Here is a 13914-nt window from a genome sequence, read left to right on the forward strand (position 1 = left end):
GAAAAATGGAGTATGGAACAAAACATGAACATAAAAGCGATTCTATCATCGGATGCTTTTCCTTCTGTGCATGGAGCATGGAAGCAACATCAGCCGAACGCGTCGCAATCCTTACTGCCAATTGGCGCACCTGATGTCGATGAACGATTACGCGGTGGCATTGCACAAGCCGGGTTGCACGAGTTTTTTGGCGGAGCAAAGGCAGACTCGCATGCGGCGGCCGCATTTGCACTGTTGTTGGCATGGCGGTTGCCCGACAGCGAAGCGAGCATATTCTGGATATCTGGGGACAAGGAACGCCAGGCGTCCGGACGTCTATACCCGCTTGGACTGTCGGCCATGGGCGGCAATCCTTCGCGCATATTGCTGATCCAGACAGTAGACCTACGCGACGCCCTGCGTGCGGCAGCCGATGCCATAAGGTCAAGAGCCGCGAGCGCCGTCATATTGGAAACGCATGGCAATGCCCGTCTGGTGGACCTCACCTCGACACGGCGTCTGGCTCTGGCTGCGGCAGAAAGCGGAGTTTTGGCGCTGCTGGTGCGGGGCGATGCCGTGCCCATGCCAAGCGCAGCCAGCACAAGATGGCGGATATGTTCTGCACCGTCGGTGCCATGTCCGGGCAATGCGCCTGGCCTTCCAACCTTTGACATCAGCCTTCTGCGCCATCGCGGTGGCACAGCACCTTTTGAGGCAAGAGTGACCTGGGATCATGCAACACGAAGCTTTTTTGACACGCCGCTATCTGGCGGTCTTTCTGCCACTGTTACCGACGGAGCGCTTGGTCCGAATCAAAGGTTCCGCGCCTGACACGCCTTTCGCGATGGTCGAAAAGCAGCGCGGGGCCATGCGGTTGGCGGCATGCGACCCCGCGGCCCTTGCGCTTGGCTTAAGCGCTGGGATGGCGTTGGCCGATGCGCGCGCGCGGGTACCTGATCTGGCAGTGTTTGATCATGATCCAGCAGCGGACCTTGAATTGCTTGGCTGGCTGGCGGACGGATGCGAACGGTATAGCCCCGCCTTCATGATTGACCCGCCCCAAGGGCTGTTGATCGATATAACCGGCTGCACATATCATTTTGACGGTGATGAAGTCCGCTTGGCTAAGGATTTAAAACGACGCTTGCGCCGGCACGGTCTAAGCAGCCGGATTGCCTTGGGCACAACCCCGGACAGCGCGCGGGCGAAGGCGCGATATGCCAAATCGGCGATTCCTGCTTTGCCGGTCGAGGCATTGGACGCAGGGGCCAAGGTACATGAGGCATTACGTCGTGCTGGCCTCAAAACATTGAAGGACCTCGCTTGTCGCCCCCGTAAAGCTTTTGCCGCCCGCTTTGGAAAAGCGACTGTGGTCAAACTGGCGCGTTTGCTGGAGGAAGAGGACGCGCGCATCATCCCGCGTCGCCATTTGCCTGTTATCACCGCCACGCAAAATTTCGCTGAACCTGTTTCGCGTACCAATGACGTTCTCGACACCATCGCGACGCTGACGGGCAAAGCCGCAGTGCAATTGAATGAGCGCAGCCAAGGTGGCCGCCGGTTTGAGGTCAGTCTGTTCCGAAGCGACGGCCATGTCGCACGACTCGCTGTCGACACAGGTGCACCAACGCGTGACGCCGGCATGTTGATGCGGCTGATCCGCGAAAGGATTGACGCCCTTTCTGACCCGCTTGACCCCGGCTTTGGCTATGACTGCATTCAACTTACGGTACCAGCGGCCGATATTTTGCCGGCGTTCCAAGTCGGACTGGAATCGAAAGTCGACAGGTCAGCGCAAGCTGCCGCATTGATTGACCGGCTAAGCGTTCGGCTCGGCAGCGAGCGGGTACGCTATTTTGAAGAACGCAACAGTCACATCCCTGAACGCGCCGCAGTCGAATGCGCCGCGCAATCAGGGCGTCCGCAGAAGGAGTGGCCACAAGCAATCGAGGCCGAACCACCAATGCGGCCTTTTCGCCTTTTTGAAACACCGCAGCGCGTGGAGGCTTTGGCCTCCATTCCCGATGGCCCGCCCCGCCAGTTCCGTTGGCGCAAAAGCCTACATCATATTGTGGCTTATGAAGGCCCCGAACGCATTGCCGCCGAATGGTGGCGGCGCAAGGCCGGGCATGAACAGGGCAAAGGCGGGCCAACCCGGGATTATTATCGCGTAGAGGACAGCGAGGGACGCCGCTTCTGGCTGTTCCGCCATGGCCTTTATTCCGAAACCGATGCGCCGATCTGGTATCTGCACGGGCTGTTCGCATGATGCATATCCCTGCCTATGCGGAGCTGGTCGCTGCCACCAATTACTCTTTTCTGCGCGGTGCATCACACCCTGCCGACATGGTGTTTCAAGCCGCTGCGCTAGGCTTAAACGGGATTGGCATCGCTGACCGCAACAGTGTTGCCGGCGTTGTCCGTGCCTGGGTCGCGGTCAAAAAGGCAAAGGATGCAAATGCGCTACCTCCTGCCTTCCGGCTGGTCACGGGTAGCCGTCTGGTCTTTGCCGACGGCACGCCCGACATTGTCGCCTATCCTAAAAACCGCAAAGGTTGGGGACGGCTGACGCGGCTGCTGACCGTCGGGAATATGCGCTCCAACAAGGGCGGCTGCATATTGCGCTTTGATGATCTGGCCGGACATCTGGAGGATTTGCTGCTGATCATAGTACCGCTTTCAACCGCCGAAGAAACCAGCCCGCATAAAAAGCCCGTCGAATATACCCACTCCGATGGCGGCGAGAAGCTCCGGTTGGTTGAGGCAACGCCCAGTAATTTGAACGAGATATTGCTTAGGCTAAAAAAGCTTGCGCCTGAAAGGGTATGGCTTGGTATCGCAATGCATGGACGTGGCAAGGACCGCCGTAGGCTTGAAGAACAGCGCGCGTTGGCGAAGCAATGCGATGTTTCGATTCTGGCGGTCAATGACGCGCTCTATGCCGATTGCGCCGCACGGCCACTGCATGATGTGCTTACCGCGATCCGCTTGGGCGTTTCGGTGGACCAGGCGGGCACCCGGTTGGAGGTAAACGCTGAACGTTATCTAAAATCGCCTGCTGAAATGACGCGGCTGTTCGCGCGTGCGCCTGAAGCGATTGAGGAAAGCCAAAGGCTCCTGAACCTAATCGAATTTGACCTCAGCCAGTTGAAATATGAATATCCCAATGAGCCTGTCCCCAACGGGTGGGAACCGCAGGACTGGCTTGAACATCTTGTACGTACCGAGGCGAACCGGCGGCACCCCGATGGCCTGCCACCCAAATGGGTCCGCGCTCTGGACGAAGAATTTGCTTTAGTACGCCAGAAAAATTACGCCTGCTATTTCCTGACGGTCCATGACATCGTCCAATTTGCCCGCTCGCAAGACCCGCCGATCTTATGCCAAGGACGTGGTTCCGCCGCCAATTCCGTGATTTGCTATTTGCTCGGCATCACTTCGGTTGACCCTGTATCCAACAATCTTTTGTTCTCGCGCTTTCTGTCCGAGGAACGCGATGAGCCACCCGATATCGACGTCGATTTCGAACATGAGCGGCGCGAGGAGGTGATGCAATATGTCTATCGCCGGTTTAAGCGGCACCGCGCTGGCATTGCCGCGACCGTCATCCATTATCGCCCGCGCAGCACCGTGCGTGAGGTTGGCAAGGCCATTGGCCTGACCGAAGACGTGACGGCACGTCTGGCGGGCACTGTCTGGGGCAGCTTTGGCAGGGACTTGCCCGAGGCGCGCTTGATTGAGGCTGGATTTGACCCGGACAACCCTCAAATCGCGCGGCTGCATGCCTTTGTTGGGCAGTTGCTGGATTTTCCGCGGCATTTGTCGCAGCATGTGGGCGGCTATGTCCTCACCGAAAACCGGCTTGATGAAACCGTGCCCATCCACAATGGCGCGATGGCGGACCGGACCTTCATCGAATGGGACAAGGACGATATCGACGCGCTGAACCTTTTGAAGGTCGATATCTTGGCATTGGGCATGCTGACCTGCATTCGCAAAAGCTTTGAAATGTTGAGGCAGACGGGCGGCGGGGATTACACATTGGCCAGTGTTCCAGCCGAAGACCCAGCGGTTTACGCCATGCTACAAAAGGGCGACAGCATTGGTACCTTTCAGGTCGAAAGCCGCGCGCAAATCAACATGCTGCCACGCCTGAAACCTAAGGAATTTTACGACCTCGTCATCCAGATCGCTATTGTACGCCCCGGCCCGATCGAAGGTGACATGGTCCATCCCTATCTGCGCCGCCGCAATGGTGAGGAGAAAGTCGAATATCCCTCCCCCGCCCCGCCGCATGATCCCAATGAATTGCACGACATATTGTACCGCACCTATGGCGTACCGCTGTTTCAGGAGCAGGCGATGAAGCTGGCGATGGTGGCCGCCGCGTTTACGCCGGATGAGGCCAATGGCCTGCGCCGCGCAATGGCGACCTTCCGCAATTCGGGCACCATGCCCGAATATAAGGACAAGATGATCAACGGCATGGTCCAGCGCGGATATCAGCAGGATTTTGCCGAGCGCTGCTACAAGCAGATTGAAGGCTTTGGCAGCTATGGCTTTCCCGAAAGCCATGCGCAGGCGTTTGCCCATCTGGTCTACATATCGTCATGGCTGAAATGCCATCATCCAGCAATTTTCACCGCGGCCTTACTCAATTCGCAACCCATGGGCTTTTATGCGCCAGCTCAGCTTGTGCAGGATGCGCGCAATCATAAGGTCGATGTCCGAGCCATTGATGTGAATTTCAGTGCTTGGGACAATGCAATCGAGTCCGGCGCATTGCGGCTTGGGTTCCGGCAAATCGGCAGTTTTCAGCAGGATTGGGCCAATGCCATTGAGAAGGCGCGTCCCTTTAGCTCATTGGAGGAATTGGCCCGCAAGGCGCATTTGCCAGCGCGGGCCCTACATTTGCTAGCCGATACCGATGCCCTGCGCTCGCTTGGCCTTGACCGGCGCGAGGCTGGGTGGGAAGCGCGGCGCACACCGTCGGACGAACTGCCCCTGTTCGCGGCGGCAGATGCACGGGAGTTGGCGAAGGAGCCGGAAATCGCATTGCCGGCAATGCCAGTCAGCGAACATGTGGCGGCGGATTATCAGATGACGCGCATGTCGCTGAAGGGGCACCCCATGGAGTTCCTGCGCAACGTCTTCGCCCGTGAAGGCATATTGACCTGCGCGCAAACCGATGCCGCGAAACATGGCGCGCGGGTTAAAACGGCGGGCGTAGTGCTGACGCGGCAGCGACCAGGGAAAGGCAATGCTATTTTCATTACGATTGAGGATGAGACTGGCGTCACCAATGCGTTATTATGGTCGCGCTTGTTCGAACGCCAACGCCGCGCCGTCATGGCGTCACGGTTGATGGTGATCGAAGGCGAGGTGCAGCGCAGCAAGGAGGGCGTAGTACACCTCATGGCGACAACCATCACCGACCGCTCGCATGAGCTGGAGCGCCTGTCGCAAGACCATGACATTAATGTCCCGCTCAGCCGGTCGGACGAATTTGCCCAGCCGGTCTATCCGCGCCATGGCCACCCGCGCGATGTGCGCATCTTGCCTAAGTCACGCGACTTCCATTAGGCTAGGTCATTAGCTGCTTTAAGCCGCGTCCTTTGCCGCCCTACGTGCCGCCAGTTCCTCCACTGAAGTCGCACGCATGAACGGATTGGTGGCCCGTTCCAGCGCAATCGTTGTAGGCACCGTTGCCTCGCCGCGTTCGCGCAAGGCGATCACGTCGACCATACGCGCGGTAAGATCGGCATTTTTTGGCTCTACCGTCACCGCAAAACGCGCATTGCTGAGCGTATATTCATGCGCGCAATAGATTACGGTATCGTCACCCAAAGCCTCAAGCTTGCGCATATTGTCGAACATCTGCGCCGCAGTGCCTTCGAATAAGCGGCCACAGCCCATCGCGAACAATGTGTCGCCAACAAACGCGGCATGCTCACTTTCGAAATGATACGCAATGTGCCCGGCTGTATGGGCTGGCACGTCAATCACGGTCGCGAACAATTTGCCCAAATGCACAATATCCCCGCCGCGAACATGCGCATCCAGCGTCGGTATCCGCTCTGCTTCGCCTATCGGCCCCGTAATGACGCACCCAGTCGCGGCTTTAATCTCCGCATTGCCGCCGACATGGTCTGGGTGCCAATGCGTGTTCCAAATCTGCGTGATCGTCCAACCACGCGCTTCTGCCGCAGCCAGAACGGGCGCTGCAACCGCTGGATCAACCACCAGGGTCTCTCCACTTTGCGCTTCGTGCACCAACCAGACATAATTGTCGGACAACACTGGGACACGAACAATCTCAAGCATGTTTACCATGCCCCGACATTAGGCATGCTCACCCAAGGTTCGGCAGGCGCGAGATGCCCCTCTTGCAATAGCTCAATCGAAATGCCGTCGGGCGTCCGCACAAAGGCCATATGCCCGTCACGTGGGGGGCGGTTAATCGTCACACCTGCGTCCATCAGTCGCTGGCACGTGGCGTAAATATCATCGACACGATAGGCCAGATGGCCAAAATTCCGTCCGCCGTAATACGCCTCCGGCGCGCTACCATCCGCAGGTGGCCAATTGTGGGTCAGCTCCACCTCGGCAAGGCCCGCTTGGCCGGGCGCTGCAAGAAAGATGAGCGTGAAGCGGCCAGCCTCATTGTCAAAACGGCGCACTTCTTCGAGTCCGATCAGCTTGAAAAAAGCGACTGTCTCGTCTGGGTCAGTGACACGGATCATAGTGTGGAGATAGGTCGTCGGCATCTTTTATTCCATTCATCTACATTAAGGCACAATTCATCGCCACAAAGCTAGTTTGGCGCAAACGGAGTTGCGGCTATTCATGAACCTTCGCAGCAATAGGCGCAAGACACCGCAAAATCGGAAATTCAGGGAATAAGCGATGAACAACGATCATATCGACGACAACACATCAGGCTGGTTTGGCAGAATCATTGGGAATCAAGGGCGTTTGTGGCTCGCTGGGTCGGCGTTGCTTACCATCGGCTTGTTGGGGGGCGGGTATCTGATGGGCGATGGCCTTGTCCGGATGAAACAGGCGGACCGGGCCGTGACGGTGCGCGGCCTTGCGGAACGAGACGTAACCGCCGACCTTGCGACCTGGACGATTGCCTATTCGGCCAAGGCGAGTGACTTACAAACCGCCCAAGCGAAAATTGACAATGACACAAAGGCAATTCGTGGCTTTTTTGGAACCTTGGGCTTTGATGCAGAAGCGCTTCAGCCCACGGGTGCCAATGTTTCGCAATATAACGAGAATGGCATTCCAACCTACACTGTTAAACAGCGCCTAAGCCTGCGCACCACCGATATCAAGCGGGCCGAAGCTGCTGTAAAGCGGCAGTTTGATCTCGTGAAAGTGGGCGTTGCGCTGGAGGAAGGATCAGGCATGTCCTATACCTTCACCAAGTTAAACAGCATTAAGCCCGAAATGATTGCACTCGCAACAAAGGATGCCCGCAAGTCTGCTGAGCAATTCGCGCAGGATAGCGGCACGGACGTGGGCAGAATTAAGTCAGCCAGCCAAGGCTATTTCGAAGTCACCGCGCGCGACGGCGACAGCGCTGGTGGGTGGGGCGTATCGGACTCTCCGTTCAAAAAAGTCCGCGTGGTCACGACGGTGCAGTATTATCTGGATTGAGGCTCGCTTGCTGGCGCTGGCGTAGCCGCTGCGAGTGCCGCGAGTTGGGCAGCCGCGGTCAGGGCTTGCCGACTATTTGGAGCAATCGTGATCGTCTGCTCCCATTGCTTGCGGGCGGTGTTGTCATCGCCAGCAGCAATCGCAATATTGCCCGCCTCCAACGCGACTGCCGGGTCGCTTGGCAGCAACGCGGCAGAGGTTTGGATAAAAGTCAGCGCATCGGGTAATTTGTTCAATCGTCGTGCGAGTGTTGCCGAAAGCAGCCACGCTGCGCCATTTTCGGGCGATAGCTGGCGCGCTGTTGCCAAGGCGGCTTCACCGTCGGCATTTTTGCCCAAAGCGACCAAAGCGCGCGCGCGGTCAACTTCGCTGTCGGCGCGTTCATTATTATCCAGGTTTTTCGACGCCAGTGCCTTGGTCAGGGCATCTACCGCGACATCTGGCTGATCCGCCGCGATTGCAGCGTTACCCGCCTGTGCCCAGAAGCGCGCAGCACGTGGGTCGCCTTTTGCTTCAGCCAAGGTAGCCGCCTCGCTTAAGACCGGCACAGCAAGGTCAAATTTGAAATCGGTGGCCAACGCAAAACCATGACAGGCCCGCGCCAAATGACCTCCATTTTGCTGCGCCCACAGGCTGGCGCTGGAGATCGCGGACGCGGGATCTTTGCTCGCCAATGTGAGGCACTCTTCAAACTGCAGTTCGTCTAAGGTTGGCAAAGGTTGCGTAGCGGCGAGTTGCAGCAAGAGTGACAAGAGATTCAGCATGGACGCTCCGGAATGGTTCAGCAGGCCAGCTTCGTGACGGTGTCGATCAGCAGGGCAATATCCTGATCACGCGAAAGCCGGTGGTCTCCATCCTTTACCAATATCGTCTGCACATCGGATGAACGAAGCGCTGCAGCGAGCCTGACGGAGGTCTCCCATGGCACGTCCGGGTCGCGCTGGCCGTGGATGAGGCGCACGGGGCAATCGATAGCGACCGCGCGAGTCAGCCGCAGATTGGCCTGTCCTGACTGCCAAAAGCGCTGTGTGATGACCATGGGCTCATAACCATAATCGCTTGGCCGTTCGATGCGGCCAGCGGACGCGATGGCCCCCCGGTCGGCTTCGTCAAAATCCCAATCAGTAAAATCGGGTGCAGCGGCGATGCCAACCATCGCTTTGACCTGATCGCCAAGCGCCTCGGCCACCAGCAGCATGAGCCAACCGCCCATTGAGGACCCAATCAGGATCAGCGGTCCGTCCACCATTTCGGCAACCACTGTTAAAACATCATCGCGCCAGATATTGAGCGTCCCGTCTTCGAACGCGCCTTCGCTTTCGCCGCAACCCGAATAGTCCAACCGGAGCATGCCCAAGCCCCGCTCGGCTGCCCAAGCCGAAAGCGCAATCGCCTTGCTGCCCTGCATGTCGGACATATACCCGGGCAAGAAAACCAACGTCGGGCCCTGGCCCGGCTGGTGTCGATATGCCAAGTGCACGCCATCTGCGCGTACGGCAAACTGAAGCTGTGTTTCAGACAGCGTCAGATCACCCAGTCGACCGTCAACATTTGCGTGACATCCTGCCCCTTGGCGCGGCGCTGTTCGACCATGATGGTGTTCAACCGCTTCACCGTGTCGCTGCCCGACGTGATGCACAGGCCGGGGATGACGGCATGGACCAGTGCCTTCATTCCGCCCCAGATCATCGTAAAGCCAAAGCGGCTGGCGACACCGAAATGTTCAACATAATTTTCATCGACGCTCTTGGGGTGATCGACAAAGAGGCGGTTAAACATGTCGGGTTCCTTATCGAATGGCTTTGTTCAATCCTGCTTTAACGACATACTTAGTCAAAATCAAAGCCGAAGCCCGACTTTGCCTTGCGGTCCAGTGTGCACATTGACTTCAGCGCGCTCCATTCCGCCGCGGTAAGCGCCGGCTTGTAGTTTCTGCCTTGGACGATGCTTTTTTCAAACGCCGCTTTGCGCGAGGCCGAAAGCGGGTGGCTAGACAGATAACCGGTGAGCCCGGCATTCTGCTTCACCGTTCCCGCGCTGCCATCAAGTTCGGAAAGCCGGTCAAAAAAGGACGCGGTGCCAGCGGGAGAGATGTTCGCATTGCCCAATACCTTCATCGAATGTGCGTCGGCTTCGGCTTCGGATTTGCGGCTATAGCTCATGGCCAGAACATTATTTACCAATGCGCCGCTGTTGCCGTCGACGCCGCCAAGCACCACAGCCAGACCCATTTGCCGCAGCAACGCCTGCATCACATGCTTTTCGCGCACATGCCCGATTTCATGCGCCAATACGCCAGCCACTTCATCGGGTGTTTCGGCTTGTTTGATGAGGCCATCGAACAAGATAACGTTACCGCCGGGCAAGGCGATTGCATTGAGCATGTCGATCTTGGCAACCTCGACCTGCAGGTCTTGCGGGTTGTTATCGAGCGAGGCCACCAGCTTTTTCAACGCCGCGTCCCCGGCGGGCGTGTGGCAGAAACGGCCGCCGAAATCTCCGACCAGCGCGTCGCCAAGCTTGTCGTCAACACTGGAGGGTATCAGCGGCGCCAGCCATTGCGGGCTTAACAGGACGACGGCCACCGCCACAGCGCTTGTGAGCGCAAAGGCGACTGCAGCCTTACCCAAGCCAAGCCGGTCAACCCATCCGCCATATCTGCGGCGTGTAGGCAAACAAGCAGCAAGGTCGGCAGGCACAGGACCGGACAGCATAAGGCGCCACCCGTCCCTATCGTCCAAACCATAGACATCCGCCTCACCCTGTTGCGTCACATATTCGACGTCGGCAAAGGCAAAGGGGCCGTGCCGCCTTTCGGTCTCCAGAAGGTAGAATTGCTGGCCGATAACCTGCACCTCGACCTTGCGCTTGACTGCGCTTTTGCCGTCATAATGCCAGGCGTTGAAAAATGCGGGCATCGGTCAGATCGCCCCCACGTCAAAGGCGTCAAGCAAGCCCTCACCATGTTTTTCGACTATGGTCTGCGACTGAGTGAGTTCGTCGATGTTGATCTCCCCATACGCTTCCATATGGTCAATAAAGAATTTCCAGTTGCGATAGGGCAGGAAAATATAGCCGATGCCCAAGGTGCAGACGACGATCGCAATGTTGGCGAGGAAAAACAATATCCAGTCTGCGGCGCGCGCGCGGAACGCGAATTCCAGGCTGTGCAGCCGCAATCCGCCGACTGCGAGGCGGAAATATTTGCTGTAAAAGGCAAGCGCAGCAAGCGGGAGCACAATGTAGAAGGCCAATATGGCAACGATCACTAATATCGCCCCAATCGCGACACCGGTATTACCCAAAGCGTCAGGCGTGCCGCCCGAGATCGCCATGCTGATCCCGAAAATAGCGGCGCCGACAAAAATGAGAAACGGCACGAGGTAAAACAGCAGATATCGCTTCATGAGCGGCTTCCACTCGGCGGTCGCGCTGAAGCGGTGTGGGCCAAAGCTCATGGCATTCCAGCGGTCATTCCACAGCGAAATCATCGACCATGGCACCAGCAGAAATATCGGCAGCCAGCCAATGACGCTTTTCCACATATAGGACAGGCCGTATTGAAAGCCGGGATTATCGCTTCCGCCGCGGATCCCGCGCCAATAGGTACGGCTTAGGCGGTAACGCAGCGCCCGAAAATACGCGACGCCCGTGAGGTAGAACAGCAGCAGGAACATCGCGAAGGTCACAAGGCCGGCGATGATAGCCTCGCCCCGGAAGATCAGGCCTTGCGAAATCAACTGGATGACGATGAAGGGCAGACCAATGAGGAAAAACACCATGATGAAGCCAATAAAAAGCTCCACCCCGCGGCCAGTCCACTCCAGACGCTCGTCGATAAACTGGGTCTTTCCCCAGAGATATTCGCGCTCGCGGGTCGTCGCCCAGAAACGGTAAATGCCAAGCGTGACGATGGTCAGCAACAGGTTTGGAAAGGCAATTTGCGCAAATTCCTGCCAGCTTCCGTAAAAGCGGAACGCACTGTTTCGCTGTAGGTCTTCGTCGTGCATCCGTCACCGCCCCCTGTAAAACTTCAACCCAGACATGCGGGGGATAACGGCACTTTGTCAACAAATGCTCTTTTTTTATCAAACAGCCCTAGAGCGCCAGAAGAAGCTGAAAGGTCACACTAAGGTCTCACTTAAACGGGTTTCGGCAGCATTTGCGTTTGTGCGGTGGGGACGGGAATAATTGTCGCCAAACCACCGGAAAGCACCTGCAAAAAGACGCGCCCGCACGCGACGGGTAACCAGAGGAAATACAGCAATGAGAAAGAGCGTGTTCGGGCCAAAATGGCCAGTCGCCGCTATAATCTCAAAGCAAATCCTACATTGCAAGCGTGGGTTATCACACGGGCAATAAATGCTTTTCCATCAGGGCCCGTTTAAAGTCCTGATCGCCGATCTGCACGACCTGATGTTCGACGACAGAAAAGCCGACGGCGGCGAAGGCAGGCTGCGCCATCAGGCTGGCATGCACCCAAAGCCGTGGTTCGCTTGCGACGCGGGCATGTACCTCGACCATGTTGAAGAGCGCACGGAAAAGCCCCGTGCCCTGTGCCTCGGGCCGGATAAACGCGAAGTCGATATAACCGCCGCGCTCAATGCTCATGAGACCAAGGATGCGGGTGTCGTTGCGGCCAATCGCTATGCTTTTGGCCGCGAGCCGCGCGTCCCATTCCGGCCCGCTGCGGCGCTCAGGCATCCAAGCCGCGCGCTGGGCGTCGGTGTACTGGCTAGGCCCGTTGCGGACAGCGTCGAAGATGACGTCGGCGAGCTCATCGTGGTCGGCGGGGGTGGCCCAGCTTGGGGTGTGGGGGTGGAGCATAATATATAAAAGCGCTCTCGATGGCCTTTTTACCGCGACCAGTCGATTGACTGTCGACAAATTCAAAACGAGTCTTGAGCGACAGCTTCTTATTTTAATCGTAGCGACGCTATGCAGGTTGAAAGCAATAATTGGAACTGTTGCTAACGTCGATTAGTTTATCCGAAGATTTTTCCTGTCGCCTGCCGCGCGCAATTGCGAAGCGGCCGTATTATAACGGTGCGCCTTATGGCGATGTGAAGTCGATTGCTTTCGTTGACTCTATTTTTGACAAACAATTGGAGAGACCGCGTGGAAAAGACTGTGTTTATAAATCTGCCGGTAACGGATTTGGCGCAATCAATGGCTTTTTACGAAAAAGTGGGCGCACCCAATAATCCGTAGTTCACCGACGGTAATGCCGCGTGCATGGTCTTTTCCGATGCAATATCAGTAATGTTGCTAATACATGACAAATGGCGACAGTTTACTTCAAAAGAAATTCCCGACGCCCACACATGTGCACAGGTCCTTCTGTGTCTTTCGGCAGATTCCAAAGAGGCGGTAAACGAACTTGTCGAATGCGCGCGCAGCGCGGGTGGCATCGCCGATCCGACACCAGTTCAAGATCATGGTTTTATGTTTGGCCGCAGTTTCGAAGATCCAGACGGCCATATTTGGGAAGTAGCGTGGATGGACTTTTCCGCCATGCCAAACGGTAACGTCCCACCTCATTGAATTTATGTAAGGAGAGAGAAATGCCATATATTGACGGTTTTGTAATTGCATGCCCCGAGGCCAATAAGCAAAAATTTATCGACCATGCCAACACAGCAGACAGTGTCTTTATCGAACTGGGGGCTACCCGTGTGCTTGAATGTTGGGGTGATGACGTCCCGGAAGGTCAGACGACTGATTTCCGCATGGCAGTCAAGGCAGCCGAGGACGAGGCTGTCCTTTTCAGCTGGATTGAATGGCCTGATAAGACCACGCGGGACGCTGGAATGGCAAAAATGACGGAGATGATGAACGACCCGTCCAAGGTAGATCCGCGCATGGATCCTGCAAAAAATCCGATGCCATTTGACGGTAAACGTATGATTTTTGGCGGCTTCGTCCCGATAGTCGAATTCAACGCATAATCGTATGTTGTGTAGCGCTGATTAGAATATGGGGATTGGTATGACGCCTTTGCTCTCCCGTTGATCAATGTTCCGGTTAAAGGAGGTGAAAATCCACAATCCACCACGACCAACAAAAAAGGCCCCACGAGGGGGCCTGTTTTGTTGGTTGCGGGAGTAGGATTTCACGGCTTCGCCGTGGTCTCCGCAATGGCAATGCCATTGCTCCGGCTGAACAAGCTCCCAATTCAGCCCTCACCACAGCCAACAAAAAACCCGGCGCGAGGCCGGGTCTTTTGTTGGTTGCGGGAGTAGGATTTGAACCTACGACCTTCAGGTTATG

The 13914-nt window shown here is 56.8% G+C and carries 14 protein-coding genes; 6 read left to right on the forward strand and 8 right to left on the reverse strand.

The annotated features are described in order from the left end of the window. Positions 1-24 precede the first annotated feature (24 nt). The 3 genes from ACK4S7_RS04080 to ACK4S7_RS04090 are packed head-to-tail and all read left to right on the forward strand — an operon-like array spanning position 25 to position 5562. Positions 25-810, forward strand: a complete 786-nt coding sequence (locus tag ACK4S7_RS04080; protein WP_409644700.1) for an ImuA family protein — start codon at positions 25-27, stop codon at positions 808-810. Beyond that, the gene (locus ACK4S7_RS04085) at positions 782-2248 is read left to right on the forward strand and encodes a Y-family DNA polymerase (RefSeq protein WP_409644701.1); all 1467 of its coding nucleotides are present in this window, start codon (positions 782-784) and stop codon (positions 2246-2248) included. Before ACK4S7_RS04080 ends, ACK4S7_RS04085 begins: the two co-directional genes overlap by 29 nt. Continuing rightward, complete coding sequence (locus ACK4S7_RS04090; RefSeq protein ID WP_409644702.1) at positions 2245-5562, forward strand: error-prone DNA polymerase; 3318 nt, start codon at positions 2245-2247, stop codon at positions 5560-5562. The genes ACK4S7_RS04085 and ACK4S7_RS04090 overlap by 4 nt, the downstream gene beginning before the upstream one ends. Positions 5563-5580: 18 nt before the next feature. On the opposite strand, the gene gloB is transcribed toward ACK4S7_RS04090, so the two are convergent. Both gloB and ACK4S7_RS04100 read right to left on the reverse strand, forming a co-directional pair. Continuing rightward, positions 5581-6303 (reverse strand): hydroxyacylglutathione hydrolase, encoded by a 723-nt coding sequence (gene gloB, locus ACK4S7_RS04095; RefSeq protein ID WP_409644713.1) that lies wholly within the window; start codon positions 6301-6303, stop codon positions 5581-5583. 2 nt (positions 6304-6305) lie between these two features. Beyond that, on the reverse strand, positions 6306-6746 hold the full coding sequence (locus ACK4S7_RS04100) for a VOC family protein (RefSeq protein WP_409644703.1): 441 nt from the start codon (positions 6744-6746) through the stop codon (positions 6306-6308). 139 nt (positions 6747-6885) lie between these two features. On the opposite strand from ACK4S7_RS04100, the gene ACK4S7_RS04105 reads away from it, so the two are divergent. Further along, the gene (locus ACK4S7_RS04105; protein ID WP_409644704.1) at positions 6886-7644 is read left to right on the forward strand and encodes an SIMPL domain-containing protein; all 759 of its coding nucleotides are present in this window, start codon (positions 6886-6888) and stop codon (positions 7642-7644) included. On the opposite strand, the gene ACK4S7_RS04110 is transcribed toward ACK4S7_RS04105, so the two are convergent. The 6 genes from ACK4S7_RS04110 to ACK4S7_RS04135 all read right to left on the reverse strand — a co-directional run bounded on the left by ACK4S7_RS04110 (position 7632) and on the right by ACK4S7_RS04135 (position 12537). After that, positions 7632-8408 carry a tetratricopeptide repeat protein gene (locus ACK4S7_RS04110; protein WP_409644705.1) on the reverse strand — a complete coding sequence of 259 codons (777 nt, stop codon included), beginning with the start codon at positions 8406-8408 and terminating at the stop codon, positions 7632-7634. The two genes, ACK4S7_RS04105 and ACK4S7_RS04110, sit on opposite strands and share 13 nt — an antisense overlap. 17 nt (positions 8409-8425) lie before the next feature. Continuing rightward, positions 8426-9172 carry an alpha/beta hydrolase gene (locus ACK4S7_RS04115; RefSeq protein ID WP_409644714.1) on the reverse strand — a complete coding sequence of 249 codons (747 nt, stop codon included), beginning with the start codon at positions 9170-9172 and terminating at the stop codon, positions 8426-8428. Beyond that, positions 9169-9423, reverse strand: a complete 255-nt coding sequence (locus tag ACK4S7_RS04120; protein WP_409644706.1) for a DUF6356 family protein — start codon at positions 9421-9423, stop codon at positions 9169-9171. The genes ACK4S7_RS04115 and ACK4S7_RS04120 overlap by 4 nt, the downstream gene beginning before the upstream one ends. A gap of 50 nt (positions 9424-9473) precedes the next feature. Continuing rightward, positions 9474-10562 carry a M48 family metallopeptidase gene (locus ACK4S7_RS04125; protein ID WP_409644707.1) on the reverse strand — a complete coding sequence of 363 codons (1089 nt, stop codon included), beginning with the start codon at positions 10560-10562 and terminating at the stop codon, positions 9474-9476. Positions 10563-10565: 3 nt separating this feature from the next. After that, positions 10566-11654: a YjgN family protein gene (locus ACK4S7_RS04130; protein WP_409644708.1), complete on the reverse strand. Its 1089-nt coding sequence runs from the start codon at positions 11652-11654 to the stop codon at positions 10566-10568. Between the two features lie 337 nt (positions 11655-11991). Next, positions 11992-12537, reverse strand: a complete 546-nt coding sequence (locus ACK4S7_RS04135) for a GNAT family N-acetyltransferase (protein ID WP_409644709.1) — start codon at positions 12535-12537, stop codon at positions 11992-11994. 369 nt (positions 12538-12906) lie between these two features. On the opposite strand from ACK4S7_RS04135, the gene ACK4S7_RS04140 reads away from it, so the two are divergent. Continuing rightward, entirely contained in the window at positions 12907-13188 is a 282-nt protein-coding gene (locus ACK4S7_RS04140) for a VOC family protein (protein ID WP_409644710.1), read from the forward strand. Positions 13189-13208: 20 nt separating this feature from the next. Then, a complete protein-coding gene (locus tag ACK4S7_RS04145; RefSeq protein WP_409644711.1) occupies positions 13209-13592 on the forward strand; it encodes a DUF1428 domain-containing protein in 384 nt (127 codons plus the stop codon). The last annotated feature ends 322 nt before the right edge of the window (positions 13593-13914 follow it).

The organism is Sphingorhabdus sp., assembly GCF_046292425.1.
In the GTDB taxonomy this organism is placed as follows: domain Bacteria; phylum Pseudomonadota; class Alphaproteobacteria; order Sphingomonadales; family Sphingomonadaceae; genus Sphingorhabdus_B.

Coding starts and splice junctions, on each gene's coding strand:
- ACK4S7_RS04080 (WP_409644700.1), top strand. CDS start 25: ATGAACATAAAAGCGATTCTATCATCGGATGCTTTTCCTTCTGTGCAT.
- ACK4S7_RS04090 (WP_409644702.1), top strand. CDS start 2,245: ATGATGCATATCCCTGCCTATGCGGAGCTGGTCGCTGCCACCAATTAC.
- gloB (WP_409644713.1), bottom strand. CDS start 6,303: ATGCTTGAGATTGTTCGTGTCCCAGTGTTGTCCGACAATTATGTCTGG.
- ACK4S7_RS04100 (WP_409644703.1), bottom strand. CDS start 6,746: ATGCCGACGACCTATCTCCACACTATGATCCGTGTCACTGACCCAGAC.
- ACK4S7_RS04105 (WP_409644704.1), top strand. CDS start 6,886: ATGAACAACGATCATATCGACGACAACACATCAGGCTGGTTTGGCAGA.
- ACK4S7_RS04110 (WP_409644705.1), bottom strand. CDS start 8,408: ATGCTGAATCTCTTGTCACTCTTGCTGCAACTCGCCGCTACGCAACCT.
- ACK4S7_RS04120 (WP_409644706.1), bottom strand. CDS start 9,423: ATGTTTAACCGCCTCTTTGTCGATCACCCCAAGAGCGTCGATGAAAAT.
- ACK4S7_RS04125 (WP_409644707.1), bottom strand. CDS start 10,562: ATGCCCGCATTTTTCAACGCCTGGCATTATGACGGCAAAAGCGCAGTC.
- ACK4S7_RS04130 (WP_409644708.1), bottom strand. CDS start 11,654: ATGCACGACGAAGACCTACAGCGAAACAGTGCGTTCCGCTTTTACGGA.
- ACK4S7_RS04140 (WP_409644710.1), top strand. CDS start 12,907: ATGTTGCTAATACATGACAAATGGCGACAGTTTACTTCAAAAGAAATT.
- ACK4S7_RS04145 (WP_409644711.1), top strand. CDS start 13,209: ATGCCATATATTGACGGTTTTGTAATTGCATGCCCCGAGGCCAATAAG.